Raw genomic sequence first — 26,806 nt, forward strand, 5'->3', positions numbered from 1 at the left:
ACAGGTCCGCCCGCTTCGGTCTCGCTCGCACCGCCGGCTTTCGAGATCGTCGGCGGCTCGCCGCGGTCGCCCTTGCGGCCGCGCCGGCGCGGCTCGGCGGCGGGCTCCGGTTGCGGGGCCGGGCGCGCGGCTGCTTCGGCGCTGCGGGCGAAGGCGCCGGCGACCGCGTTGAAAAGGTCGCGCGCGGGGCGGGCGACCTGACGCGGGGCGGTGCGGTTGCGCCTGGCCTTGCGGACAGGTGGTGGCGCCGCCGCGGCATCGGGCTCGCCGAACAGCCACAGCGACTCCGGGCGCGGCGGCTTCTCGGGGTCGCTCACGCCTCGGCCTCCAGGTCGTCGGCGCCGCCGAACACGCGGGTCTGGCAGATGTTGGCGAAGTCGTCCTGGTAGCGGGCGGCGAAGTCGCCCATGATGTCGAAGCGGCCGGCGCGGATGCTGCGGACGATGTCCCGCGCGGTGCCGACGGCGTCATCGAGGTCGGCCGGGGTCCAGCGGGCGATGTGCAGCGCCTCCTGCTCCGGCTTCTTCGGCAAGTTCATGTAAGCCAGCTGGACCGGCCCGGAGTAGCCGTGCTGGGCCGCGAGGTGGTGGTAGAGCGGCAGCTGCAGGTCGCTCCACTGGCTCGCCGAACCCCGGGCCGCCCGGTGCGTCTTGTCGGGGCTGTGGCCCGACTCGCTGGTCTTGTAGTCGATGATCATCCACGAGCCGTCGCGGACGTTTTGATCGATGCGATCGATCTTCCCCTTGATCCGCATCTTCGGCTGATCGGGAATTTGCAGGTAGGTCTCCTCGGGCAGCTCGAACTCGCAGCGGCGGATCTTCCAGCCGTCGGCGCGGCGGCGGGCCTGGTGCGGCGCGAACGAGGCGAGGCGCTGGCGGAGGCGCGAGATCTGGATCCGGATCGCCGGCAGCGGGCGGGCGCCGAAGGTCTCGCGCGCGCGGTCGTCGAGCACGCCGTCGAGGTACTTGGCGATCGCCTCGGGGTCGACGCTGTCGGCGATCGCCGGGTCCTCGCCGAAGCGCTGCAGGACGTCGTGGGTCAGGTTGCCGAACTGCAGCGCGTCGAGCTCGACGGCGCTGTCGTCGATCAGGCGCAGGCGGCGGACGTACTTGAGGTAGTAGCGGAACGGGCAGCGCAGGTAGAGGCCGAACTCGGTGACCGTCATGGCCGGCGGCTCGATCGGCGGGCCGGGTTCGGGGATCCGGAAGCCGGAGGTCGCGCTAGAGGGCGGGGCGCCGTACGGCAGGGCCCAGCGGCGGGCATGGTTCGGATCGCAGAGCCGGAGGATCCGCGCCGGCAGCAGCTCGAGGTCGCCGGCGAGCAGCAAGCGCGAAGGCGTGAGCGGCTCGCCGTCGGCGGCCTGGCGCCCGGCGATGAAGGTGCACTTGACGCGGCTGCGGCGGATCGCCTCGATGAGGTAGGCGTCGCGGGCGTAGCGGCGGCCGTTGCTGAGCACGCCGAGGTGCTCACGCAGGCCGTCGGGCAGGAACGCGTCGGCGGTGACGGCCTGCGGCACGGCGCCGTCGTTGCAACCGGCGAGCACCAGCACCGGCGCCGGATCGTGGTGCAGCTCGAGCCAGCCGAGCATCTCGATCTGGCCCGAGCGCGGGTCCTCGGGCACGCGCAGGCCGGCAAGCTGCGCGAGCACGAGGCGCAGCGCGGTCGGGCCGTCGACGTCGGGCTGGAGCCCGGGCGCGGCGCCGGTCAGGTTGCCGAGGTTCTTGGCGATCTCGATGCAGGTGTTGGCGACCCGCTGGTCGCTGATCGCCCGCGCGTGGACGTCGAGGTGGCCGTAGGCGTTGCGCAGGACCTCGAGGATCGGCTCGAACCACTGCGTCAGCGGCCGGCGGTCGCCCACCAGCGGCGAGTACAGCTTGGCGACGATGTCGTGGAGGATCTGCATCCGCCGCGCGACCTTCTCGTCGCCGAGCCACGCGCTACCGAGGTTGTCCTGCAGGTGCTCGGTGTGATAGCGGTCGAGCACCGTCAACCACTCGACGATCGTGTGGTCGTCGGCGGCGACGTCGTCCTTGCTGTCCTTTGGGACCTGTCCTTCGAGACCTGCGCTGAAGGGCACGTCCTCGGGGACCTGTTCGGCGGGCTTGGCCTCGGCCCACTCGGGCGCGGGGCCGGCCGGCGGCTTGGCCTTGCCGAGCAGGCGGCGGACGAAGCCCTCGACGTCGGGGTGGCGGATCAGCGCGGCGAACGGGAAGAACCGCGAGTCGCGGACCCACTCGAGCCCGGCCTGCAGCAGGCGGAACGGGCGGCCGTGGAGGGCCAGGAGGCCGCGCGGGTCGTGCACGCCGATGTCGGCCCACTGCCCGGCCTGGGTCATGGTCGGCGCGAGCTTCTCGTCGCCGAGGCCGATCGTGACCTCTTCGGGGCGGTAGGCGCCGCCGAGGTCGGCGAGGCAGCGGATGACGGCCTGGGCCTGGTCGGCGGGGCGGTCGGCGATGATGAGCTGGTCGTCGGGGATCTCGATCGGGCGACCGGACCAGAAGTTGCGCTCGACGCAGCCGTCGGCGTCGAAGCCGGAATAGAGCTGCTCGGGGGCGTGGATCAGGGCGGTGGCGCGGTCGCCGTAGGCGCGGACGATGGCGCGGTGGACCCGGGCGAGGTCGACGACGCCGACGAGCACGAGCTGGTGGTCCGGGTCGACCGGGGTGGCGCCGTCGACGAGGGCGGCGATGACCTCGCGCCGGCGCTCGTGCGGGCAGACGCGGTCCTCGCGGCCGAGGCGCTCGCGGTAGCGGCCCTCGAGGCGCTCGAGCACGGCCCAGCGCTCGGCCTCGCGGTCCATGCTCATGCGGGCGGCGACGCGGGCGACGTCGCGGAGCGCCAGCAGCTCGGCCGACAGCTCGTCGACGACGCCGGCGACGGTGCCCGCGAGCTCGTGCCAGGCCGGCCAGTCGTAGAAGTCGGGGCGGGTCGGCAGCAGCGGCGAGATGTGCTCGGGGCGGGCCTCCCGCAGCACGTGCATCCACGCGAGGGTGCACTCCAGGGGCGAAGCGGTGCGGGCGTCGCCGGGGACCAGCAGCTCGGCGAGGGCCCCAGGGGTCAGGACCTGCGGCGGGACCAGGCGGAGGCCGCGCTCGGCGCACTGGCGGAGCAGCAGGTGCAGCAGGACCCGGCCGGCGCGGGCGCCAGGCAGCACGCAGCGGACCGCCCGCAGGTCGCAGCGACGACCTTCGGCGTGGCGCTCGATGAGCCAGGCGGCGGCCGCGGGGAGCAGCGGCCCTTGCCAGTCCAACCATTGACGCTGCATGGGCCGCTCGCGGAGACAGGCAACCTACGAAACGAAAAGGGGCCATGCAAGGCCCGCGGCGCGCCGGAGATCGCTCGAGCGGGCCGTGGGGATTGCTAGATCCACCACGTGCCCCGGGAGGGGCAGAGCGGGCGGGTACTGCGGCCGATCGCCGGAAATTCGCGGCGCTGCGTGGCCCCGGCGAAAATCGCCGAAAATTTGACAGGCCCGTCCGCGGCCTCGTGACGGCCCCTCACGCCTGTCGGGGTCGGTGTCCGGCGGGGTCGGCGTGGTAGCGTGAGGACCGGGTGTTCACGACGGTCTTCGCCGCGGCCGCCATGGTCCTGACCCTGGCCCTGCCGCCCTTCCCGCAGGGCCTGACGATCCCGATCACGATGTACCTGCTGCTGGTGGTGCTGGCGGGCTTCGGCGGGTTCCTGCGCTCGTCCGCGGCCCGGGCGCAGGTCACCCTGCTGCTGCCGTGGGTGCTGGCGCTGATCGTCGGCCTCGCCGTCGGCACGATCGGCGGCAACTCGCTCGGGCAGTCGCTGGAGGACGCCCTCTCGTACGTGCTGTTCGCGCTCGGGCTGTGCGCCGGGCGAGCCGCGTACCGGCCGCTGTGGCTGTTCGCGGCGGTGCTGCTGGTCGCGGTGGTCGACGGCGTGGCCTCGCTGTACTTGATGCCGACGTGGGACCTCAGCCGTTACCGCTCGGTCTACAACTACTTTAAGATGGCGATCGGGCACCCGCTGGTCGGGCTGTTCTGCGCCGCGTTCCTGCTGCATTTCGTGCGCAACCGGACCCTGCGGCGGGTCTGTTCGCTTTCGCACGCGGTGCTGATCGTCGTCGTCGTCGCCACGGTGAGCCGCGGCATGGTGCTCGGCATGACGCTCGGTTGGTTGACGAGCCTGACGGTCCGCTCGCCGCGAAAGGGCGCGCTGGTGGTCGGGCTCGGGGTGATCGGGGCGGTGGTGTTCGCCACGGTGCTGTCGGACTTCGCGGTGACGTACCTGCGCCTGGGGCAGCAGGGCACGGTCGACGCGCGGGTGCGAGAGATCGAGGAGTGCCTGCACATCTTCGCCGAGAACCCGATCTTCGGCGCCGGCCTCGGGGCGGAACTCGAGGTCGACGGCCATCATGCCAGTTACGTGCACAACATGGTCGCGTACCACCTGTGGAAGTTCGGGCTGGTCGGCTCGGCGCTGTTCGCCCTGCCGGTGTTCTCGCTGGCGCGCCAGGCGATGCGGGCGCCGCAGCACCTGCGCGCGACGATCTTCGCCGGGGCGGCGGCCGTGATGCTGTACGTGGTCACGGCCGCGTCGTACAAGAGCTACATCCTCGTGCCGATGGTCGGCATCGTGGTCGGCGCGGCGCTGCAGGTCTCGCTGCCGGCGCGGCAACAACATGTCTCGAAGGCCAGCTCATGACACCGTTCGCCGTCGTCATCCTCACGCGTGACGAGGAGCTCAACCTGCCGAAGGCGCTGGCGTCGATCGCGGGCCGCTGCCCGGTGCTGATCGTCGACTCGAACTCGGTCGACCGCACCGAGGCGGTCGCGGGCGAGTACAAGGCCGAGTTCGTGGTCCACAAGTTCGAGGACTACTCGAAGCAGCGCAACTGGGCGCTGGAGCAGGTCGAGGACCGGTTCGAGTGGATCTACTTCCTCGACGCCGACGAGGAGTTCACGCCGGCGCTGTGGGACGAGGTCCAGGCGACGATCCGGCGCGACGACCTCGACGGCGCCTATGTCCGCTGGGACGTGCGCATCCTCGGCCGCAAGCTCAAGCACGGCGAGTTCACCCACGCGATGATGCTGCGGCTGATGCGGCCCAAGGTGGCCCGCTTCAGCCGCGGGATCAACGAGCGCGTCGACGACAAGGACCTGCGGATCACCGTGCTCAAGGCGCGCATGATCCACCGCGACGCCAAGCCGATGTCCGAGCTGTTCCGCAAGCACGTCGGCTACGCCGCGCGCGAGGCCAGGGTCTACGTCGACGGCCTGAGCCAGCAGCAGCGGCTCGCCGAGCTGCACCTGCGCACCAAGGCCGGGCGGGTGGCGGTGCTGCGGCGGGTCTACAACAAGCTGCCGCTGTTCGTGCGGCCGTTCATCAACTTCAGCCGGGCCATGGGCCTCGGCGCCTGGCGCGACGGGATCCCCGGGGTCCTGCACGCCGGCATGCACGCGCTGTGGTACCCGATGCTGATCGACCTGCTGATCCACGAGGAGCTGCTGCGCCGGGCCGGCAAGCTCGACGAGGAGTTCGCGCCTCGCTGGGGCGGGGAGGACGCGTAGTGGCGGCGCGCTTCTTCAAGGGGCTGCTGACGCGGATCGGCGCGCGCCTGTCCTCGCGGACAGTTCACAAATTCAACGCGGCGCTCAACTACGTCGAGGTCGGGCGGTGGATGGCGGCCCGCGGGTTCGACACGTCGCGCCGCGCGGCCCACCGCTTCGAGATCTACGAGCAGATCGCGCGCGAGCTCGGCGAGGCGCGGGTGCTCTACCTCGAGTTCGGCGTGCACCGCGGCGAGTCGATCGCGCGCTGGTCCGAGCTGCTCCAGGGTCCAGGTTGCCGGCTGGTCGGCTTCGACAGCTTCGAGGGCCTGCCCGAGGACTGGACCGCGATCGACCGCAAGGGCACGTTCTCGACCGGGGGCGCGGCGCCGGCGTTGAGCGACCCGCGGGTGTCGTTCGTCAAGGGCTGGTTCGACGCGACGCTGCCGGCCTTCGAAGTGCCGCCGCACGAGCGGCTGGTGCTGCACTTCGACGCCGACCTCTACAGCTCGACGCGCACGGCCCTGCAGGCGTTCGAGCCGCACATGTCCGTCGGGACATATTTGATCTTCGACGAGTTCGCCGACCGCAACCACGAGCTGCGCGCGTTCGAGGAGTTCTGGGCGACGCACCCGGAGTGGGGCTTCCGCCTGGTCGGCTGCGACTCGATCCTCGCGCGCGTGGCCTTCGAGAGGGTGCGGTAGTGGGCGAGCGAGCGAGCGGCGCGCGGTGAGCGAGCGGCGACAGCCGGCTCCGCGCGGGCACAGGTCGGCGTTCGCGTGGATGGCCGGGCTGTCGGTCGTGACGCTGCTGCTCGGGGCCACGCGCGAGTTCCTGATCGCCCGCGAGCTGCGGGCCAGCGGCGCGGCCGACCTGTTCTTCCGCGGCCTGGTCGCGATCTCGGCGGCCCGCATGGTCGGCCTGTCGCTGTATCGGTCGCGGTGGTTCCCCGCGCCGCGCGAGCTGCTCGGGACCGCGCTCCTGCGACAGGAGCGATGGGTCAGCCTGGCGATGGCCGCGGCCGGCGTGGCCGCGCTGCTGGCGATCGTCGGGCCGCACGCGTGGGCCGACCCCACCGTGTGGGTGTTCGCGGTCGGCGTGGGCCTCGCGGTCCACGGCTCGGCGCTGCGCGCCCTGGCCGAGCGGGCCGGACGGGAGCGCCGCGGGTTCGCGCTCGAGTGGGGCATCCCGCTCGGGACCATCGCCGGGGCGACGCTGCTGCCGGGCGGGGCGCTGGGACCTTCGCTCGGGCTGGTCGCGGGGCTGGCGGTCGGCGTCGCGGGGGTGTGGCCTGCTGCGCGCTGTCCCGGAGGACATGACACAAAGGACATGCCCCATGAGACACCCGGGCGGACGCGGGCGCTGCTGATCGACGCCCTGGTGTACGCCAACCTCGGGCTGCTCGACGCGGCGCTGTCGCACCTGTTCGTGGTCGGCGGGTTCGCGCGGCTGAACTACGCCTACCTGTTCGTCAACGCCGCGATCATGGTGCCGTCGGCCGCGGCGACGGTGGTGGCGTTGCGGGCCTCGGCCGGCGACCCGGCACGCGCCCACGCGGCGCTGCGGCGCTGGGCGGTGCTCGGCGGGTTCACCGGCGCAGGGGCGGTCGCGGCGGTGGGGCTGCTGTTCACGTGGCAGCCGGCGGCGACGGTGGTCGATCGGGCGATCGGCTGGGACGTGGCGGCACAGACGGGCTTGCTGATCCTGTGGAGCGCGCCGTTCGCCGGGCTGCGCCTCGCCAACACGATCGGCAGGCAGTCACAGGTCGCCGCCGACCCGCGCGGGCTGCTGGCGTGGGACCTCGGCGGGATCGCCGGTCGCGCGCTCATCCTCGGGTTCGGCGCGAGCCTCGTGGGGCTGGTCGCGTCGCCGATCGGGCTGGCCTTCGCCGAAGCGGTGCAGCTCGGCGCGTGGTGGCACGGGCCGCGACGCAAGGGCGAGTGACTCTCACGGCGACGTACGTCGCGCGGCTGACGGTGCGTGGCGCCGCAGCGTCTGCCAGCGCGACGCCCGGGCCCACCACGAAGCGCCGAGGTTTCTAGCGGGCCACCGCGTAGACCTCGAAGCCGGTGCCGAGGCCGGCGCGGTCGACCAGGCGGGCGACCGGTTCGGCGGCGAGAGCGAGGCCCGCCGACACCGCGCGGGCGGGCAGCGAGCTGCCGAGGGCGAAGCGCTGGAAGCCGCGGCTGAGGGCCGCGCGGTCGAGGCCGGAGAAGCTGGTCCAGCGGACCGGGTCGAAATCGGCGGCGCCGAGCAGGGTCTGCAGGCCGCGGCGGCTGAACAGCGACAGGTGGTCGGGCGGGATCACCATCGGGAAGCGGGGCCCGAGCGCGCGCGCCGGCAGGCCCGAGCTCGACGGGGTCGAGAGCGCCAAAAAGCCGCCAGGACGCAGCCACTTGCGGGCCTGCAGCAAGATGTCCTTGGGGACAGCCACGTGCTCGACGACCTCCCACAGCGCCACCGCGTCGAAGCGCGGCGCCGGCGGGCCGAAGTCGGAGAACCACAGCTCGTGCACGACGTGACCGCGGCGGCGCGGGCCCTCGGCCGTGCGAGCGCGGTCGACGCCCTCGACCTGCATGCCGAGGTCGCGGCAGGCGTCGAGGAAATGACCCGGGCCGCAGCCGACCTCGAGCACCGAGCGCACGCCGAAGCGGCGGAGGATGGCGGCGCGCGCGTCGCCCTCGGCTCGCATGCGTGACTCCTGACCCTCCGCGCTGTCGTGGTAGTCGGGCGCGAGGTAGAGGGTCTCGAGCGCCTGCGGGTCGGGCAGCGGCGTGACGAACACGGTGCCGCAGCGGCGGCAGCGGGCGTGGTCGAAGTCGCGGACGCGGAACGCGAAGTCGGCGTGAGGGCCGTCGCAGGCCGGGCACGGGCGGACCGCCGAGTTCACGCCCACCTGATTAACACGGGCGGCGGAGGCTCGCCAGCCCGCCGGCGACCCCGCCGTGCTAGGGTTCGAGCCCCCGTGGCCTACGTCGTCCTCGCCCGCAAGTACCGCCCGCAGCGCTTCGCCGACCTCGTCGGCCAGGAGCACGTGACGCGCACGCTGGCGAACGCGATCGCCCACGACCGGGTCCACCACGCTTACCTCTTCTGCGGCGCGCGCGGCCTCGGCAAGACCACGGCCGCGCGGCTGCTCGCCAAGTGCCTGGTGTGCGTCGAGGGCCCGACGATCGACCCGTGCAACGTCTGCAGCGAGTGCGTCGCGGTCACCGAGGGCCGCTCGGTCGACGTCATCGAGATCGACGGCGCCAGCAACAACCGCGTCGAGGACGTTCGCAACATCCGCGAGCAGGTCCGCTACCTGCCGCAGACCGCCCGCCGCAAGATCTACATCATCGACGAGGTGCACATGCTGACCGGCTCGGCCTTCAACGCGCTGTTGAAGACGCTCGAGGAGCCGCCGCCGCACGTCACCTTCATCTTCGCCACCACCGAGGTCCACGAGCTGCCGGCGACGATCCTCTCGCGAGTGTCGCGCTTCGATTTCCGCCGGCTGTCGAGCGCGCAGCTCGTCGGTCACCTCAAGTCGATCCTCGCCCGCGAGGGCGTCAGCGTCGAGGAGGCCGGGCTCTACACGGTCGCCCGCGCCGGTGACGGCTCGGTGCGCGACTCGCTGACGCTGCTCGACAAGGTCATCGCCTTCGCCAGCGACACCGGGAAGGTCAGCGCCGAGGAGGTCCGGGTCGTGCTCGGGGTCCCGAGCACGCTCGCGGTCGCCGGCCTCGTCGAGGCGGTGCTGGCCCGCGACGCCACCCTCACCTTGCGGCGCTTCGACGAGATCTTCACCTCCGGGCAAGATCTCCTGGCCCTCGCCCTCGAGCTCCTCAAGCACCTCCGCGACCTCACCGTCGTCAAGCTGACCGGCAGCCGCGACGTCCTGCTCGACGCCTCCGACCAGGAGTTCGAGCACCTCGGCCGCCAGGCCGCCGACGTCGAGGCCACCGCGCTGTCGCAGCTGTTCGACCGCTTCACCCGGGTCGTCGACGCCCTGCAGCGCACGCGCGTACCGCGGCTCGTGCTCGAGATGGGTCTGCTCGACCTGGTCCACACCGAACCGCTCATGCCGCTCGGCGATCTCCTCGATCGCCTGGAGCAGATCTCGGCCCCGGGTCCGGGTCCGGGCGGCGGCGGCGGCGGCGGGTTCGCGCCCGGAGGGCCGCCGTCTCGCGGTTCGGGTGAGGCACCCAGACCTCAGCGACAGGCCCCAGATTTTCCGCCGCGGCCCCCGCAGCGCGCGAGCGGCGGGGACTCGATCGACAGCTTCCTCGCCAACCTGAAGCCGCCCATGAGCGCGGCTGCGAGCGCGCCGCCGCAATCGGTGAGTCCTCCGCCGCAACCGGCAAGCCCTCCGCCGCAGCGGCCGCCAGACCCACCGCGGGAGTCGGTCCCGCGAGCCGCTGCGCCCCCCGCTCCGACGCCCGTACGCCGCCCGGAGCCCTCGCCGCCACCTCCGGCACCGCCTCCGCCGCAAGCGGCAGCCGTCGCAGCCGCGGCGGCCGAGGCGTGCGCCGTGTGCCCAGGCAGCCCGCGCGAGGCCACCGGCATGGCGATCGCCTGGGCCAGCCTGCCGCCGTTCGTGGCGTGGGAGGAGTTCCTGAACCGGGTGCGCCGCGAAGAGATGGCGATCTTCGCCCTGCTGGCCGAGTTCGGGCTCCTGGGCCTCGGCGAGGGGGTCGTCCGGCTGATCGGCAGTACCTATTATCGCGACATGCTCCAGCAACACCGGGGGCAGATCGACGAGGCGCTGCATCTGCACATGGGGATGCCGTTCCGCCTCGAGCTGGTCGAGGGCGAGCCAGTGCTGCCGGAGACGCCGAGCCTGCGCCAGATCGAGCGCCAGCGGCAGGAGGCGCTACAGGCCGAGGTGCTGCAGGAGGCGCGCACGCACCCGCAGATCCAGGCGCTCCTGGCCCAATTCGAGGGGCAGCTCAAGCAGGTCCGGCCGCTGGGAGCGCCGCAGGCCAAGTGAGCGACCGGAGCCAGGCAAGGGCGCTCAGGCGGGGCCACCGAGCCTTTTGGACCTGTGCCCCGGCGCTTTCCGGAGTAGGATGAGGCTCATGAGCGAGTTTGACCTCGGAGCAATGATGCGGCAGGCGCAGGTTTTGCGCCAGCAGCTCGAGAGCATGCAGCAGAACCTCGACCACGAGGTGGTCGAGGGCAGCGCGGGCAGCGGCCTGGTCAAGGCCAAGGCCTCGGGGACGCAGCGGCTCATCAGCATCGAGCTCGCCCCGGCGGCGATGACCGAGGACCGCGAGATGGTGCAGGACCTGATCGTCGCCGCGGTCAACAACGCGCTCGACAAGGCCAAGTCGCTGCAGCAGCAACGGGTCGGCCACTTGATCCCTCCGGGCATGATGGGCCCCGGCGGCTTCCCCGGCCTGTGACCGGCGACGACGCGCAAAACCCCCTGCAGCGCCTGGCGGCGCTGCTGACCCGCTTGCCAGGGATCGGCGAAAAGACCGCGATGCGCCTGGCGCTGTCGCTGGTCAAGGCCGATGGCGACTACGTGACGGCGCTGGCCGACGCGATCGCGGGCGTGCATCGTCAGGTCGGGCTGTGCGAGGTCTGCTTCGACCTGTGCAGCGGCGGGATCTGCGAGCGCTGCCGCGACAGGCGCCGCGACACCGGCATCATCTGCGTCGTGGCGCAGCCGCAGGACCGGATGGCCATCGAGCGCACCGGCGCGTATCACGGGCTTTACCACGTGCTCCACGGGGTACTCGACCCGCTCGGCGGCATCGGCCCCGACGAGCTGCGGGTCAAGGAGCTGCTGCGGCGGCTGCAGGGCGACGGTGTCCGCGAGGTCATCGTCGCCACGAGCCCCAACGTCGAGGGTGACGCCACCGCGGTGTATCTGGCGAAGCTGCTGCGCCCGCTGGGGGTTCAGGTCTCGCGGATCGCCAGCGGGGTCGCCGTTGGTGGAGAGCTCGAGTACGCCGACATGAACACCTTGAATCGGGCGCTCGCGGATCGGCGCGCGCTGTAGGGCCCGAGGGCGCGCGGAACGACTCGTCGCGAAGTCGGGGGTCTCGATGCCCACGCGCGCCATGGCCGCGGCACGCGGTCGAAGCGCCGCGCGCTCGTGTGACCTTGAAGGTCGGGCCATGGTCACGGAGACGCTTTACGCCATCGTCGTCGAAGGCTGCCATCCGTGATGGACTTGCCCGGATGACTTTGTTACGGTTTTGGCGCCCATGGACATAGGTCCGGGTCCCCACGTCGAGCATCAGGAGTCTCACCCTTGAACCCGCTGAATCCCCAGCTCGTGATGTATGAAGTGCAGCAGAAGCAGATCCAGGTGGTCGCTGAGCGTCTGCATCAGGACTCGCGAGCGAGAACGATTCTCCTCATCGACAAGAACGGACAGCTCGTCGCCGCCGCAGGCGACAGCGCCGCCCTCGACACGACCTCGTTGAGCTCTCTGGTCGCCGGCAACGTCGCCGCCACCGGTGGCATCGCCCAACTGCTGCGCGAGGACGAGTTCACCGCCCAGTTCCACGAGGGCAAGGGCATGTCGATCCACATGTCGCTGGTGGGTCGGCGGATCATCCTGGTCGTGCTGTTCGACAAGAACACCACGCAGGGCTTGGTGCGCCTCCGCGTCAAGAAAGCTCAGGACGAGTTGGTCCCGATCTTCGAAGAGTTGGCGAAGCTGGCGACGACGCAGCCGTCCAGCCCGTTCGGGACGGAGATCACCGACCAGGACATCGACAACCTGTTCAACGACTAGCGAGAACCGATGTCGTTCATCAACTACAGCTCGCGCGAGATCAACTGCAAGCTCGTCTATTACGGGCCAGGACTCTGCGGCAAGACGACGAACCTGCAGTACATCTACAACAAGACGCGTCCGGAGGCGAAGGGCAAGATGATCTCGCTCGCCACCGAGACCGAGCGGACCTTGTTCTTCGACTTCCTGCCCCTCAGCCTCGGCGAGATCCGCGGCTTCAAGACGCGCTTCCACCTGTACACCGTCCCGGGCCAGGTGTTCTACGACGCGAGCCGCAAGCTGATCCTCAAGGGCGTCGACGGCGTGTGCTTCGTCGCCGACTCGCAAGACGCCCGCTACGACGCCAACATCGAGAGCCTCGAGAACCTGCGGATCAACCTCCAGGAGCAGGGCTACGACCTCGATAAGCTGCCGTACGTGATGCAGTACAACAAGCGCGACCTCCCGAACGCGATGACGATCGAGGAGCTGTCCTCCACGCTCAACCCGACTCGCGTCCCCGAGTTCGAGGCCATCGCACCGAACGGTCAGGGCGTGTTCGACACGCTCAAGGCGCTCGCCAAGCAAGTGCTCGCCGAGCTGCGCAAGGGCACCTGATCCAGCGCGAGCGCAGCTCGCTCTCTGCTGTATTTCCGGACATGTTGCAACGGACAGGTCCCTTGCGACAGCCGCTTGTGGTGATCGCCGGCGCCGGTCGCGTGGCATGTCCGCGTGGAGATTAAAGTCACGGTTCATGGAGACGCGACTGCAGGCGGTGACGCTCTCCACCGCGGGACACCGGCCGCTCGCTCGACGCGTTCTCCGCCTTACGGGCGCGAGAGGCCGAATTAATCAGTTGGAGCGCCTCTAACGCTGTGTATTATCCCCTCGTGTGGTCGCGCAGCCTCGCGCGAGCCGCCTGACCGAAGCGGAAGCCCCATCATGGCCACGGAAGAATGGATTCAGGAGTCCCTCGCGCGGCTCGAGAGCCTCGAAGAGGAGCGGAAGAAGCACGAGGACGCGCTGGAGACTGCCAGCGATCCCGCCACGCTCCGCATGCACACGCAGGCCGTCGAGCGCCTCGAGGTGAAGATCCGGGCGCTCTACGCCGAGCTCGAAGCCGTCGCCGCTCAGGATGGTGGTGACGACTCCGACGACGATGCCGATGTCGCCGACAGCGACGACGACCTCGACGCCGCGCCCGAGCCGGTGCCCGTTCGTGCCGCGCCCGCCCGTCCCGCTCCCGCGCCGGCCGCTGCGCCCACGGCTTCTCCGTTCGGCTCCGCCGCGCCCGCGGCCTCTCCGTTCGGCTCCGCCGCGCCCGCAACCTCTCCGTTCGGCTCCGCTGCGCCCGCGGCGGCATCGTTCGACTCGGCACCGGTCTCGCCGTTCGGCGAAGTGCCCGCCGCGGCCCCGTTCGCCTCGGCCCCCGCCGAAATCCCCGCGTTCTCCCCGTCGCCCGCGGCCTCGTTCGACGCCGGCGACGATGTCGAGAGCAGCGGCTCGGGCAGCAAGATCGGCATCATCATCGGCCTCGTCCTCGTGATCGGCGGCGCCGGTGCGTACTTCGCCCTCGGCCGCAAACCCGCCGAGGAGCCGGCCCCGCAGGTCGCTCCCACCGAGATCAAGGTGATCAAGAGCGGCGAGGTCCCGCCCGACACGCAGGGCCCGCGCACCGCCAAGGGCGGCGAAATCGACGCGACCCACGGCGCCCACATCAAGGAGACGGACCGCCGTCCCAGCGGTGGCAGCGGCGGCGGCAGCAGCAACACCGCGCCCTCGTCGACCGAGCCGAAGAAGAAGAAGGAAGACAAGGCCACGAAGATCGAGTCGACCGACGACCCGCTGGCCGGCATCCGCTGAGCCTCCTTCCCGTGCCTGCCTCAAGGGCCATGTCGCTTGCGACATGGCCCTTCGCACATCTGGAGAGCGATTACTGGCTGTGCCTGGGGACCGATGAACGCTTCGATCGGGTCCTCGGTCGGCGGCGATCGTGCCACCACGAGCGCGTCATACCTCGCGCGTCGCTCGTCAGGGCTGCCTCGAACCTCGTCTCAAGATCGTCGCGTCAGAGGACGGGCATCGGATTTCGGCCCGCATGCCTCCAGCTCTCTTTGACCTGGCAGACATCGGTCCGCGAGTCCGCGTCGCGTCACCACCTGCCGTCGAGCGAAGAGCCGCGCCTCGCTCACGGCGACGCTCGCGTGCGTCACCGAAGCGACAGCGAACCGCTCACTTCTCGTCGCTCTTCGGCTTCGGCGGCGCGCGGAACACCGGAGAGGGGCCCGTCGAGGGCGTCGAGCCGATCGCCGGCAGATCGAGCCGCGTCGTCCCGCGCGTGGGCAGGCCCGTGCGGGGCAACGCAGTGCCATGCGGCGGAGTGCTGACGTTGTTGAGCGACGGCAAGCTCGGCGCTGGCGGCTTGCTCGGCTCGTTGGTCGGCAACACGCCCAGCAGCGTCTGACGCCGGCGCACCATCGGCGCGTCGCTGTCAGGCTTGGCCTCGGGCGCGCTCGCGGCCGGCGTCACCGGCCCGGCCATGAACAGCGAAGTGGCGCGCGGAGCCGGGGCCGGCGGCACCGCGGCGGGAGCGGCCGGCCTCTCGGACTTCAGCTCGGGCGCGGCCCCCGGCGTGAACGGCATCGTCCCGCCGACGCGCGGCACCCCGATGATCGGCGGCGCCACAGGCAGCGGCGTGTGGCCGATGTCCGGCATGATGAGGCTGGGCGGCGCCATCGGACCCGCGGGCACCTCGGAAGACAGCGCGGCGGCCACCGAGTCGATGCGGGGCTTCGAGTCGTCGCTGTTGCGATCGCGGAGCAGCTCCGACAGCGGCGGCGCCGACGTGTGCGGCATCGAGAACAGATCGATCTCGAGGCCCGGATGCGGCGCGTCGGGGTCGCGCTCGATCGGCGCCGTGGGCTTCGGCGGCGCCGCGGCGGGCACCGGCGCGGACGCCATCGGCCCGGTCTCGGCCGCCACGAACCGCCGCGTCGGCTCGGCGATCTCGGAGCGCGCGTCGTTCAGGGCCGTCTCGGTGGCCGTCGGCTCGCCGCCGCTGCCGATCTCGCCCGACACGATCTCGCTGGCCGCCGCCTCGCTCGAGACCACGATCGTCGTGCGCCGCGAACGGGCGCGACGCTCGCGACGCAGCTGCGCCTCGAGGTAGTCCTGCAGACCCTTGCGAGCGCGCTTGATCAGGTCGTCGGTCACCGGGTCGACCGCCGCGTCCTTGATAGCGATCTGCACCTGCTCGAGCAGCACCGACGCCTCGTCGATGCGCTCGAGCTTCTGCAGCGCGAGCGCCTGCGCGGCGAGGATCCGCGGGTTGTCGCCGATCGTCTTGCGCGCCGCCTCGACGTAGGCCAGCGCCTGCTTGAACTTCTTGCTCTCGATCGCCAGGACGATGCCGAGATCGAGCTGGTCGCGCGGCCCGAGCAGGCCCGCCGTCGTCAGCTTCTGCAACAGGTCGCGGGCCTTGCCGCGCTCACCGGCGAGCACGTGCGCGTGGGCCTGCGCGCTGATCAACATCACCGCCTCGGGCTGGCCACACAGCTCGGCCGTCTCGGCGAAGCCGGCTGCGGCCGCGTGGCCGTCGCCCAGCTTGAGGTTGAGCAGCGCGAGCTGCAGCGTGCGCCACGCGGCCGGCGCGAACAGGCGGACGATCGGCCGCGTGGGCAACTCCGTGATCAGCTCGCTCGCGCGAGAGCGATCGGCGGCCAGCACCTCGCGGCCGAGCGCTTCGAGTCGGCCCGTCACCAGGCCCGGCAGCAGCAGGAACACACCGAAGCCCGCGAGCACGAAGCTGACGCGCGTCGGCGTCGTCGACATCAGCAGCCCGATCAGGACGAGGACCCCCGGCACGGCCCACTGCACGACCTTCCCCTGGACGGGGCGGGGGCTCCGCAGCCAGAGATGCTGCGGGACCACGACGGCCGGGAGCTCGCTGTGTTTGGGACCTGCCATGAGTTATCCGCAGCCGGGCATACCTAGATCGGCGCAGCCCTGCAAGCTAGTTTGCGCCCGCGCCGGCTTTTCGGGCGGACCGGCGACAGATCGCGTGGCACGCCTGCTAGAATCGCTCCGGTGAGCTCCCCACTCGACCTCGGCCGCTTCGTCCAGCGCCGTCAGCTCCGCGGCTACGAACAGGACCTCGCCCGCGGCAGCTACGCCTACGGTGTCGATCTTCGCCGCTTCCAGTGGCTCAGCCAATCGCTGGCGGCCCAAACCGCCATGCGCGCGCTCGAATTGCGGTGGAGTGAACATGCGACGTCGCTGATGACCGCAGGGGACCTACAGTACCCCGAAGGTGCCGAGAGTCTCCCGATTCTGCAAGAGCTCATCGGGATCGCCGAGCTCCTGCGAGCCGGTTTACCCGGCATCCGCTTCGTCTCTGCGAAGGCCCGCGCGTCGGGTATGTGGCCGCTCGTGGCGCCGCTCTCCAACTCTCGCGGTGGCGACGCTTGGCTCGTCCTCGACCACGACCGCCTGCAAGCAGAGGCCCCGGAGGTCCGCGCTTTCTTCCTCGCGCAGGGCCTCGCTCATCTGCAATGCGGCCACGGTGGCCTGTTCATGGCGCATCTCATGAGCGCGCGCGACCGCGTCACGCACGGCCTCGTCCGCGCCTTGCTCCGCTCGTGGAGTCAGGTCGCCGTTTTCTCGGCCGACCGCGCCGGCCTGCTCGCCGCGGGCGAGCTCGAACCCGCGTTGCTCGCCCTCGATCGACGCGGCAGGCCGCAGCCCGACTGGCTGCCCACGTTCTCGCCGCGAGCCGAGCGCGAGCGCGCCTTACGAGAGTTCGAGCGCAGCCGCGTCGTCGCGCGCATTCGCTCGCAACAACGCCACCGCCGCGAGCGAATCCCACCCGAGGAGATCGTCGCGGCGCTCGAGAGCGGCGAGGTCCCCGGCGCCGCTGCGCAGCCGGCGGACGCACCCGCCGCCGAGGTCCCGGCCGACGCCTGGCCGCTCGCGCGCTGTGATCAGCGCCTCACCACGCGACTGAGGCTCCTGTGATGACGAGCTCCCCTCCGGATCCCGCTTCCTCTGCCCTCCTCTCCTTCGCCGACCACCTGCGCCAGGTCGCCGATCAGCTCGGCCTGCCGCGGCTCGGCGCCCAGGTCGCGCAAGAGACCTCTCGCCGGCTCACCGAGTCGCGCCTGCGCGTGCTCGTGCTCGGCGAGATCAAGCAGGGCAAGAGCACTCTCATCAACGCGCTCCTCGGCGAGGCCTTGCTGCCCACCGGCGTCACGCCCACCACTGGCGCAGTCGTGCAGCTGGTCCGCGGTGAAGTCACCGAGCGCCGCCTCCTCGGCCCCGCCGGCGCCGAGGTCCTCGCGCCCGAGCGCTTCACCGAGCTCGCGCGCGGCAAGTCGCCGATCGAGGGCTCGCTGGTGGTCACCACCACGAGCGAGCAGCTGCCGGCCGAGCTCGAGCTGATCGACACCCCCGGTATCAACGACATCCTCCGCCTGCGCACGCTCATCAGCCGCGGCGAGCTGCCGCGCGGCGACGTCCTGCTGCTCGTCCTCGACGCCACGCAGGTGCTCAAGCGCACCGAGCTGGCCTTCCTGCGCGACGCCCTGATCGCCGTGGGCGGCCTCGGCGACAGCGGAGCGACCTTGCTGCTGGCGCTCAACCGCGTCGACCTGATCCCCGAGGCCGAGCGCCCCGCGGTCATGTCGCATATCGAGGCCCAGCTCGCTAGCATGATCCCCGGCCCGCTCGAGATCTTCCAGACCGACGCGCGCACCGCCGTCAAAGATCCGGCCAAGGACAGCCTCGGCGTGCGCGAGGTGCTGCGCCTGCGCGAGCGCCTCAAGCAGCTCGCCGGCCGGACCCGCGACCTCTCACCGCCGCGCGCGCGCACCTACCTGCTGCGCAACGCCGACCTGCTCGCCCACCACGCCGCCACTCTGGCCCGCGCCCTGCGGCTCGAGCACGCGGCCGTGCGCGAGGAGCTGGACGCCGTGCGCAAGGCCTTCGTCGAGCAACAGCTCGACGTCGAACAACAGCGCGCCACGATCGCCGCTCAGCGGACCGAGATCGTCGCTCGCACGCGCGAGCACCTGGCCAACTTCCGCGGCGAGCTCGAGGCCGCGATCTTCAAGCAGCTCGAGCGCCCCGACCTGCGCATCTCCGCCGAGCTGCTGCCGACCGCCTCGCAAGACGCGCTGATGCACTTCGTCTACAGCGAAGCCGAGCGCCTGCGGCTCGCGCTCGAGGCCCTCACCCGCGACGTCCTGCACACCGCCGGCGAGCAGGCCCAGCGGCGCCTGGCGGCCGCCATGCTCGGCCTCGGCCTGCGCGGCCCGGTCATCCACATCCGCCCGCCCTCGGTGTTCGTCGAGGCCGGCACTCTGGTCGTCGGCATCGCCGGCACTGCGGTGATGTACTTCGGCAACATCGTCACCGGCCTGGTGATGACCGTCGCCGCCCCGCTCGCCACCATGGTGCTGCGCGAGCGCTCGGTCCGCGAGGTCCGCGACGCCGCGCGCGCCAGCGTCCCCCCGGCGCTGGCCCTCGCCTTCGGTGACCTCGAGTCCGCGCTCGTCCGCGCCATCGACGACCACGTCGCCACCCTCGAGGAGATCCTCGTGCTCGCCCACGGCCAGCTCGGCGATCAGCTGCAGTCCCTGCTGCAGCGCGTCCTCGACCTCGACGACCAGCCCGCGCTGCCCGCCGCAGATCCGCCGCAGGCCGCCGCGAACGAGCCCGTCCCGCAACCTGTCTCTTCAGCCAGCGAGGCGCGCAAGACCGCAGCCGCCGAGCTCCGCGCGCTCGAGCCCCGGCTCGCCGAGCTCCGCGCGCAGATCGCCGCGGTCCCGATCGAGCACGCCCGATGAGCAGCGACGACACCCGCAAGCCCAAGGACGACGACAAGAACCCGCTGCGCTCGATGGGCACCGCCCTCGGCGGGTGGGCCAAGCGCGTGGGCACGATCCTCAGCGAGGTCACCCAGCAAGGCCCGCCCGAGGAGGTCGCGCGAGCGATCGGCCAGGCGCGCGAGCTCAGCCTCGGCGGCGATTATGCCGGCGCCGCCGCCCGCCTGCGCGAGCCGCTGACGCAGCGCCCCGCGGACCCCTACCTCAAGCTCGCGCTGGCGATCACCCGCGTCTCCCAGGTCCTCACCGGCAACGCCCACCTGAGCGTCCTGCTCGAGCTCGCCGAGCCGGCCAACAAGCGCGGCGAGCGGGCCCTGCCCGAGACCCTCGCCGAGGCCACGCGGCTGCTCCTGCGCGACGAGTTCGACCCCGCGCTCGACCAGCTCCGCCGCGGCCGCAAGCTGATCGAAGACGCCTCCGAGCCCGCCGTGCTCGACGGTCGCTTCCTCCTCAACCTGCTCACCACGCTGCTTCAGGTCCGCCGCGGCCGCTTCGAGCGCGGCCTGCTCGAGTTTCAGCGGGCCCGCGCGCGCCTGCCCGAAGGGACACGTGGTCCCCTGCGCGCGCTGCTCGTCCGCGAGGGCGCGCAGCTGCTCCTCGCCGAAGATCACCTCGACGAGGCGATCGCCTGGCTCACCGGCGAGGCCGACCTCGGCGGCGGTGTTGCCGAGGTCGAACAGGGCACCGCCGCCGCGCGGGCCTACCTCGCCGTCGCCCTCGCCGCCAAGGGCGACCGCATCGGCGCCGAGGCCGTGCGCAGCAAGATCGCCGCCCGGTCCGAGTGGGAGGAGCACCTCGTCCGCATCCACCTGCTCCTCGGGACAGGTGCCGAGGCGCGCACCCTCGCCCTCCGCCACCTCCAGCAGGACCCGCAGAACCCGCGGCGGAAGCGGCTGTGGGCCCTGTGCGAGGTCGCTGCCTGGCCGGTCGGCGGCTCGGACGCTACGCCCGCGATCCGCTCGACCGTGCTCGACGCCCTCGTCGACGCCGCCGCCTCGGCCGCCGGTGAGCGCCAGGAGCGGTACCTCCACGAGCTCGCCCACGTCGCCCTGCGCGCCGACCTCCTGTCCGATGGGACAGTCGCGCTGATCCGCAAGCGACTGCAGGACGGGGCCGTCTCGGCGCCCGAGGAGCTGCGGCTCGTGCACGCGCGTCGGCGCCTGCACGACAACGACGAGCGCGCGGCCGAGGATTTTCTGCCCGGCCCGCCGCCGCGCTTCCGCAGCCAGCCCGACCTCGGCGGCCCCTTCGGCCCCGACGAGATCTCCCCGCTACGCGACGCCAGCCAGCGCCTCGGCGTCCTGCGGAGCCAGCGGGCCCTTGCGTCCGCCGAGTTCTGCCTCAAGAGCCATGTCCTCGAGGACAGCCAGCCCGTCAACCTGAACGAGGCCGCGCAGGAGTACCTCGTCGAGGTCCTCACCGAGGCCCCCGAGCACGTCCGGGCGCGGGCCCTGCTCGCCCAGCTCGCCCAGCCGCTGCAGAGCAACCGCCTCGAAGATCTGCTCGCGGCGGCCACCGCCCTGCTCGCCGCGATCCCCAGCCGCGTCCTCGGCGTCCCGATCACCGGCGTCGCCGACGCGCTCTCCGGCGTGATCGCGGCCCGCGAGCGCCTGGCCCGGCCGCTGACGATCGCCGTCATGGGCGAGTTCTCGTCCGGCAAGAGCACCTTCGTCAACGCGCTGCTCGGCGAGGTCGTCGCGCCGATGGGCGTGCTGCCTACCACCACCACGATCAACTTCTTCCGCCGCGGCCCGACTGGCGGCGCGCGCGTGCACTACCGCGACGGCAGCATCAGCACGGTCGCGCGCGGCGAGGTGCACACCTTCCTGCGCGGCCTCGACGACGTGGCGGCGAGCCGGGTGCGGCACATGGAGATCGAGCGCACCTCGGCGCGGATGGGCGAGGCGGCGGTGGTCGACACGCCGGGCCTCAACGCGCTCGACGGCTTTCACGAGCGGGTCGCCCGCGAGTTCGTCGACGAGGCCGACGCGATCATCTGGATCTTCTCGGCGACGCGCGGCGGCGCGGCATCGGAGGCGGGCGTGCTCAAGAGCATGCGCGCCGACGGCCGCCAGGTCCTCGGCGTCCTCAACAAGGTCGACACCCTCGACCCCGAGGAGCGCGCCGAGCTCACCGACTATCTCAAGCAGCAGTTCGGCGACGTCCTGCTCGACATCATCCCGGTGTGCGCGAGTGATGCCCTCGAGCTGCGCACCGGCGCGGCCGATCCGTCGGCGCGCCACGACGATCCGTTCCGCGCCGTCGAGGACGCGCTCGAGAAGCATTTCCTCGCCCACGCCCGCGAGCTCAAGCGTTCGCTCGCCGCCCGTCGCCTCGGCGACGCCCTCGCCGGCACCGGCGCCGCCGTCCGCCACGCGATCGCCGGCCTCGAGGCCAAGGCCATCCAGAGCGGCCCCGTCGGCTCCGACCCCGTGCACCTCGAGGGTCGCCTCGTCGCGCTCGGCGACAAGGTCTACGGCCAGCTGCTCGCCCTCGACGATCTGCTCACCCGCGAGTGCCTCGCCCTCGGCGTCCTGCGGGCCGGCGCCGGCGGCAAGATCCTCGTCACCGACCAGGACGTCACCTACCTGACGGCTGTCCTTCGGGACAGCATCCTGCGCGCCCTTCAGGCCGACCTCGGCGAGCTGTCCCAAGAGCCAGACTCCGACGCCTTCTCCGACATCCTCGCCGCGCGCCTGGTCCCGTGGGCCCAGGGTTACCTCGACAGCCTCGAGTCGTCGGGCTTCATCGCTTCGCTGATCCACGAGCACGGCCACGGCGTCGCCAAGGGCGAGGCGGCCCTGCGCGAGCGCTACCGCAGCGCCCTCGCCCCGGTCGCCGCCAGCTGGCGCAAGTTCATCCGCGGGCAGGTCCGGGCGATCCGCCAGAGCATCGCGCAGATGCAGCACCGCACCACCTCCGCCCCCAGCGCCGAAGCCCTGCGCCTGCGCGCCACCACCCTCGCCGGCGTCGACGCGCTGCTCTCGGGCCTCGAGCAGGTCGCCCCCTGACGCGACCCGCGTGAGCCCATCGCGGCGGACCGATTCCTTCGGACCGCTGGAGGGCTCCTCGTCTCCATTCTCTTGCGCCGGCGGCCGCGGCTCGCGGCCGCCGCGTTCAGCGCTGTGAGGGCACGGAGAGCCAGGCTCCTCTGACGCCCGGACCTGTGTGCAGGGTCGCCGGGCGCGGCGTGGTGCGCCTCCCGTCCCCGCTCGCCCCGACCTGTTCCGCCCCCGCGCCGATGCGCTATTGTCCGTCCTCGAGCATGAGCCTTGAACACACTTGGCCCGCCTGGGGCCTCGATGAGGCCGGTCGCGGCCCGATCCTCGGCCCCATGACCCTGGCGCTGGTGGCCCTCGACGTCGAAGCCGCCGCCGAGCTGCGCGCTCTCGGAGTTCAGGACAGCAAGCGCTTCGGCACCGGGGCCAAGGCCCAGGAGCTACGCGCCAACCTGACCGTCGAGATCCGCCGCCTCGCCCGCGTCTGCGTCTGCGTCGAGATCCACGTCGACATCATCGACGAGCACACCTTCCGCGGGCAGCTCAACGTGCTCGAGCAGCGCACCGCCCTGCAGCTGCTCATCGACGCTGGCACCCCCGAAGACGCCCACATCATCGCCGACGGCTGCCGGATCTTCACTCCGCTGCAGCGCAGCTTCCCGCGCCTGTGCGCCGTCGACAAGGGCGAGTCGGCCCACATCGCCGTCGCCGCCGCCTCCATCATCGCCAAGCACGCGCGCGACGAGGCCTTCGCCGCCATCGCCGCCCGCTACGCCGCCGATTTCGGCCCGATCGCCGGCGGCGGCTACCTCAACGCCGCCACTCGCCGCTTCCTCGACGCCTACAACAAGGTCCACGCCCGCCTCCCGCCCGAGGCCCGCAAGAGCTGGGGCGCCGAGAAGGTCGACACCAGCGCCCAGCTCTCGCTGATGGCCGAGTGACCTGTCCCCCGGGACAGCACCGCTCGCGGCCGGCCTGTCTCTCGAGACAGCTCATTTCACCGACGTGAGCGATGAATCGAGCTGTCCCATGAGACAGGCACTCATGTCTCACGAGACATGCTCAAGAGCACATGTCCCAGACATCATGCTCTCTGCCACATGTCTCTCGCGACATGCCGCCGAGGACATGTCCCTTTCGCCATCCTCTACTCGCCCTTGAAGTCGGCCAGATCTTGCCGGAGCTTCTCGAGCGCGTAGCGCATGCGACTCTTCACGGTATTCTCCGGCGCCCCGACGACGTCGCCGATCTCCTTGAAAGAAAGCCCGTTGATCTGGCGCATCAGGAACACCTCGCGCTGGTCTTCCGGGAGCAGGTCGATCGCGCGAGCGATCCGCTGGCGGATCTGCGGCGCTGCTGCGCGCTCGTCGGTGGGCACCTCGTCGGCGGCCACCGTCTCGACCATCGCCGGCCCCTCGTCGTCGACCCCGCGGCGGGGCGTATCGAGCGACGTCGTGCGGCGGAACTTCGCGCGGCGGCTCTCGTCGACGCACAGGTTGCGGGCGATCGTGTAGAGCCAGGTCGTCAGCTTGGCCGTGCGCTCGTAGCGGTCCTTCGAGCGGACCACCCGGAGGAACACCTCCTGCAGCAGCTCTTCTGCGCGGCTGCGGTTCTGCACGCTGCGCAGCAGGAAGTTGAACAGCCCGCGGCGGTGGCGCGCGACCAGCTCTTCGAACGCCCGCGCGTCGCCGTCGCGGAAGCTCAGCATCAGCGCCTCGTCGCTGCGCGGCTCGGGCGGGCGGCCGTTGCGGTGCGGGTCGTCCATGCCTTCGATGGCGGCCCTCAGTGTGCGCCCACCGCCTGCGCTCTGGCAAGACTCAGGCCAAAGCGCCCGCCGGCCGCCTCAGCGGACCAGTCGGGTGCGGGGTCGCGGCTGGCAGCGCGGGCAAAACGCCCCGCTGCGGCCGCCGGACACGAAACCGACCAGCGCCTGGCCGCAGCGCGGGCACGGCTCCTCGGCGCGGCCGTAGACGCGCAGATCGTCCTGATTGCGGCCCACTTCGCCCTCCACGTTGCGGAAGTCCTTCAGCGTCGTCCCGCCGTTGTCGATCCCCCGCTGCAGCACAGCCACGATCGTGCCCGCCAGTCGCTCCCACGCGCTCGCGTGCAGCCGCTGCGCCTCCACCATGGGGAAGATCCCCGCCGCGAACAGCGCCTCGACCGCGTAGATATTGCCGAGCCCGGCGATCGCCTCCTGGTCGAGCAGCGCGTCGCGGATCGGCCGGCGCGACGATCCCAGCCGCTCGGCCAGCACCGCGCCGCCGAACCCCTTCTCGAGCGGCTCCGGCCCCAGCGTCCCCAGCGGCTCGCTCGCCATCAGATCCTGCAGCCGCCCCGCCCGCAGCCCGCCGAAGCGGCGCGGGTCCACCAGCCGGACCTCGCGGTCGTCGCCCAGACGCAGCGCGAAGTGGGTGTGCGCCACCTTCGGCTGGGCCGTCGTCGTCACGCCGCAGCGCCCGCTCATCCCCAGGTGGATCACCAGCCCGTTGGTCTCCCCGTCCGGATCTGCGAACTCCCACACGATGTACTTGCCGCGTCTGCGGATGTCCTTCGGGACATTGTCCTTCAGACAGGCGAGATTCTCCTCCGCCCAGCTCTTGCCGACCCGCAGCTTGAACGCGCTGCGCCACACCTCGACCACCGGCGCGCGCAGCTGCGCCGCCTGCAGCCCGCGGCGGACCGACTCGACCTCAGGCAGCTCCGGCACCGGCCGCCTCCCGCGCCCGCTGTAGCGCCGCGAACTGCTCCGGCCCCAGCGTCTCGGGCCGCACGCCTGGATCGATGCCCGCCGCCGCGCACCACGCCTGCGCCTCGGCCCGGCTGCCGAGCGACGCCAGCGAGTTGATCAGCACCTTGCGACGCTGCTGGAACGCCGCCCGCACCAGGTGACGCAGCCCTGCCTCGTCGCCCACCGCGCCCAGCGGCTCCGGCCGGGCCTCGAGCTTGATCACCGCCGAATCGACCCGCGGCGCCGGCAGGAAGCAGCCACGCGGCACATTGCGCACCCGCGAGATCGCCCGCACCCGCGACAGCACCGCCGTCACCCCGCCGTAGTCCTCTTCGCCCGGTCGCGCGCAAAGTCGGTCCGCGACCTCCTTCTGCACCATCACCACCCACGGCCCGCCGGTCGGCACCTGCTCGAGCAGCGCGAACAGCAGCGGCCCTGTCAGCTGGTACGGCAGGTTGCCGACGATCGCCACCGGCTCCGCCTGCTCCGCGATCGCGGCCGCGTAGTCGAAGCGCACCGCGTCGGCCTCGTGCAGCACGAAGTTCGGCCGCTCGCCGAGCTCCGCCCGCAGCACCGCGCACAGATCGCGGTCGCGCTCGATCGCCCACACCTCCGCCCCGGTCGCCAGCAGCCGGTCCGTCAGCGTCCCCAGGCCTGCGCCGATCTCGATGACCCTTCGGCCCGGTCGCGCCTCGCTCGCCACCGCGATCGCCGTGTGCACCTCGGCCGCGATGAGAAAGTTCTGCCCCCAGCTGTGGCGCGCCTGCAGCCCGTAGCGGCGGAGCAGCGCCCCTGGCGAATCGATCGTCATGCTCGCACCTCGACCTGTCCCTCAGGACATCTGATTCCCGACCTCGCGCCGCGAATGACCTGTCCCTCGGGACATATCGCCTCGCGCGCGTCGACCTGTCCCTGCGGCCACATCACTCGCGGGCCCGCCCTTCGTCCAGCGCCAGGCTCGCGTAGACCTCGACCGGCGGCTCACGGCGCCGGCCGGCCGCCCAGCGCAGCGCAGCCGCCCCGCCGATCATCGCCGCATTGTCGCCGCAGTAGCGCAGCGGCGGCGCCCGCAGCACGAACCCCTCGCGGCTCGCCGCCTCGGCCAGCGCCGCCCGCAGCCCGCCGTTCGCCGACACCCCGCCGACGATCGTCACCAGCTTCGCGCCCACCCGTTTGCGGGCCACGCGCAGTTTCGCCACCAGCACCGCCACCACCGCCGCCTGGAACGACGCGCACACATCGGCCAGCGCCTGCCGCGACGACGGTTGCCCGTGTTGATCGACGTACACCGCCACCGCCGTCTTGAGCCCCGAGAACGAGAACTCGAGGTTCTCGCGCGACCCCAGCATCGCCCGCGGGAACGCCACCGCCGTCGGGTCGCCCTCCGCCGCCAGTCGATCGATCACCGGCCCGCCGGGGTAGCCGAGCCCGAGCAGCTTCGCCGCCTTGTCGAACGCCTCCCCCGCCGCGTCGTCGCGCGTGCTGCCGAGCACCTCGTAGCGGCCGAGCCCTTGCACGTGCACCAGCTCGCTGTGCCCGCCTGACACCGACAGCGCCAGGTGCGGCGTGAACTCGGCCGGCGGTACCTCGTCGTCCCCGAGGAACGGCGACACCAGGTGACCTTCCATGTGGTGCACCCCGACCAGCGGCAGACCTGTCGCAAGGGACAGCCCGCGCGCCAGCTGCACCGCCACCAGCAGCGCCCCCACCAGCCCTGGCCCCTCGGTCACCCCGATCGCGTCGAACCACTCGAAGCCGACCCCCGCGCGTGCCAGCGCCTCGCGGACCACCGGCACCGCCGCCGTCAGGTGATGGCGACTCGCCAGCTCCGGCACCACCCCGCCGAACTGCGCGTGCAGCTCGACCTGCGAGGCGATCACGCTCACGCGCACATGCAGCCCCTCGACCACGGCGCAGGCCGTCTCGTCACACGACGACTCGAGCGCGAGGATGCGGGGACCGGCCATCGA

The 26,806-nt window shown here is 71.9% G+C and carries 21 protein-coding genes; 14 read left to right on the forward strand and 7 right to left on the reverse strand.

Features of this window, described 5'->3' with window-relative positions:
• Positions 1-313: 313 nt before the first annotated feature.
• A complete protein-coding gene (locus POL25_RS16845; protein ID WP_272087058.1) occupies positions 314-3,265 on the reverse strand; it encodes a PD-(D/E)XK nuclease family protein in 2,952 nt (983 codons plus the stop codon).
• A 287-nt stretch (positions 3,266-3,552) separates the two neighbouring features.
• On the opposite strand from POL25_RS16845, the gene POL25_RS44375 reads away from it, so the two are divergent.
• The 4 genes from POL25_RS44375 to POL25_RS16865 all read left to right on the forward strand — a co-directional run bounded on the left by POL25_RS44375 (position 3,553) and on the right by POL25_RS16865 (position 7,460).
• A complete protein-coding gene (locus POL25_RS44375; protein WP_272087059.1) occupies positions 3,553-4,671 on the forward strand; it encodes an O-antigen ligase family protein in 1,119 nt (372 codons plus the stop codon).
• The gene (locus tag POL25_RS16855) at positions 4,668-5,537 is read left to right on the forward strand and encodes a glycosyltransferase family 2 protein (RefSeq protein WP_272087060.1); all 870 of its coding nucleotides are present in this window, start codon (positions 4,668-4,670) and stop codon (positions 5,535-5,537) included. Before POL25_RS44375 ends, POL25_RS16855 begins: the two co-directional genes overlap by 4 nt.
• A complete protein-coding gene (locus tag POL25_RS16860) occupies positions 5,537-6,220 on the forward strand; it encodes a TylF/MycF/NovP-related O-methyltransferase (protein ID WP_272087061.1) in 684 nt (227 codons plus the stop codon). Before POL25_RS16855 ends, POL25_RS16860 begins: the two co-directional genes overlap by 1 nt.
• Positions 6,221-6,299: 79 nt before the next feature.
• The gene (locus POL25_RS16865; RefSeq protein WP_272087062.1) at positions 6,300-7,460 is read left to right on the forward strand and encodes a hypothetical protein; all 1,161 of its coding nucleotides are present in this window, start codon (positions 6,300-6,302) and stop codon (positions 7,458-7,460) included.
• Between the two features lie 94 nt (positions 7,461-7,554).
• On the opposite strand, the gene POL25_RS16870 is transcribed toward POL25_RS16865, so the two are convergent.
• Positions 7,555-8,406, reverse strand: a complete 852-nt coding sequence (locus POL25_RS16870; protein ID WP_272087063.1) for a class I SAM-dependent methyltransferase — start codon at positions 8,404-8,406, stop codon at positions 7,555-7,557.
• Positions 8,407-8,481: 75 nt separating this feature from the next.
• Here POL25_RS16870 and dnaX point away from each other — a divergent pair, with 75 nt between their 5' ends.
• From dnaX to POL25_RS16900, 6 genes are all read left to right on the forward strand, one after another.
• Positions 8,482-10,488: a DNA polymerase III subunit gamma/tau gene (dnaX, locus tag POL25_RS16875; RefSeq protein ID WP_272087064.1), complete on the forward strand. Its 2,007-nt coding sequence runs from the start codon at positions 8,482-8,484 to the stop codon at positions 10,486-10,488.
• An 88-nt stretch (positions 10,489-10,576) separates the two neighbouring features.
• Positions 10,577-10,903, forward strand: a complete 327-nt coding sequence (locus POL25_RS16880; protein WP_272087065.1) for a YbaB/EbfC family nucleoid-associated protein — start codon at positions 10,577-10,579, stop codon at positions 10,901-10,903.
• Positions 10,900-11,505 carry a recombination mediator RecR gene (gene recR, locus POL25_RS16885; protein WP_272087066.1) on the forward strand — a complete coding sequence of 202 codons (606 nt, stop codon included), beginning with the start codon at positions 10,900-10,902 and terminating at the stop codon, positions 11,503-11,505. The genes POL25_RS16880 and recR overlap by 4 nt, the downstream gene beginning before the upstream one ends.
• Before the next feature lie 282 nt (positions 11,506-11,787).
• Complete coding sequence (locus tag POL25_RS16890; RefSeq protein ID WP_373372096.1) at positions 11,788-12,249, forward strand: roadblock/LC7 domain-containing protein; 462 nt, start codon at positions 11,788-11,790, stop codon at positions 12,247-12,249.
• A 9-nt stretch (positions 12,250-12,258) separates the two neighbouring features.
• Positions 12,259-12,846: a GTP-binding protein gene (locus tag POL25_RS16895; protein ID WP_272087068.1), complete on the forward strand. Its 588-nt coding sequence runs from the start codon at positions 12,259-12,261 to the stop codon at positions 12,844-12,846.
• A 324-nt stretch (positions 12,847-13,170) separates the two neighbouring features.
• Positions 13,171-14,091 (forward strand): hypothetical protein, encoded by a 921-nt coding sequence (locus POL25_RS16900; protein ID WP_272087069.1) that lies wholly within the window; start codon positions 13,171-13,173, stop codon positions 14,089-14,091.
• Between the two features lie 369 nt (positions 14,092-14,460).
• Here POL25_RS16900 and POL25_RS16905 read toward each other — a convergent pair whose 3' ends face one another.
• Positions 14,461-16,194, reverse strand: coding sequence for a tetratricopeptide repeat protein (locus tag POL25_RS16905; RefSeq protein ID WP_272087070.1), 1,734 nt, complete (start codon positions 16,192-16,194; stop codon positions 14,461-14,463).
• A gap of 51 nt (positions 16,195-16,245) precedes the next feature.
• Between POL25_RS16905 and POL25_RS16910 the strand changes: the two genes are divergently transcribed.
• From POL25_RS16910 to POL25_RS16925, 4 genes are all read left to right on the forward strand, one after another.
• Complete coding sequence (locus tag POL25_RS16910; protein WP_272087071.1) at positions 16,246-17,241, forward strand: M48 family metalloprotease; 996 nt, start codon at positions 16,246-16,248, stop codon at positions 17,239-17,241.
• Complete coding sequence (locus POL25_RS16915) at positions 17,241-19,070, forward strand: dynamin family protein (RefSeq protein ID WP_272087072.1); 1,830 nt, start codon at positions 17,241-17,243, stop codon at positions 19,068-19,070. Before POL25_RS16910 ends, POL25_RS16915 begins: the two co-directional genes overlap by 1 nt.
• The gene (locus tag POL25_RS16920) at positions 19,067-22,120 is read left to right on the forward strand and encodes a dynamin family protein (protein ID WP_272087073.1); all 3,054 of its coding nucleotides are present in this window, start codon (positions 19,067-19,069) and stop codon (positions 22,118-22,120) included. Before POL25_RS16915 ends, POL25_RS16920 begins: the two co-directional genes overlap by 4 nt.
• Before the next feature lie 254 nt (positions 22,121-22,374).
• The gene (locus POL25_RS16925; protein WP_272087074.1) at positions 22,375-23,049 is read left to right on the forward strand and encodes a ribonuclease H family protein; all 675 of its coding nucleotides are present in this window, start codon (positions 22,375-22,377) and stop codon (positions 23,047-23,049) included.
• Between the two features lie 206 nt (positions 23,050-23,255).
• On the opposite strand, the gene POL25_RS16930 is transcribed toward POL25_RS16925, so the two are convergent.
• The 4 genes from POL25_RS16930 to tsaD all read right to left on the reverse strand — a co-directional run bounded on the left by POL25_RS16930 (position 23,256) and on the right by tsaD (position 26,803).
• The gene (locus POL25_RS16930; RefSeq protein ID WP_272087075.1) at positions 23,256-23,873 is read right to left on the reverse strand and encodes an RNA polymerase sigma factor; all 618 of its coding nucleotides are present in this window, start codon (positions 23,871-23,873) and stop codon (positions 23,256-23,258) included.
• A gap of 78 nt (positions 23,874-23,951) precedes the next feature.
• Complete coding sequence (mutM, locus tag POL25_RS16935; RefSeq protein ID WP_272087076.1) at positions 23,952-24,815, reverse strand: bifunctional DNA-formamidopyrimidine glycosylase/DNA-(apurinic or apyrimidinic site) lyase; 864 nt, start codon at positions 24,813-24,815, stop codon at positions 23,952-23,954.
• Positions 24,799-25,647, reverse strand: a complete 849-nt coding sequence (gene rsmA / locus POL25_RS16940; protein ID WP_272087077.1) for a 16S rRNA (adenine(1518)-N(6)/adenine(1519)-N(6))-dimethyltransferase RsmA — start codon at positions 25,645-25,647, stop codon at positions 24,799-24,801. The genes mutM and rsmA overlap by 17 nt, the downstream gene beginning before the upstream one ends.
• A 112-nt stretch (positions 25,648-25,759) precedes the next feature.
• Complete coding sequence (gene tsaD, locus POL25_RS16945) at positions 25,760-26,803, reverse strand: tRNA (adenosine(37)-N6)-threonylcarbamoyltransferase complex transferase subunit TsaD (protein ID WP_276594135.1); 1,044 nt, start codon at positions 26,801-26,803, stop codon at positions 25,760-25,762.
• Between the last annotated feature and the right edge of the window lie 3 nt (positions 26,804-26,806).

Source organism: Nannocystis bainbridge, assembly GCF_028368995.1.
Taxonomy (GTDB): domain Bacteria; phylum Myxococcota_A; class Polyangia; order Nannocystales; family Nannocystaceae; genus Nannocystis; species Nannocystis bainbridge.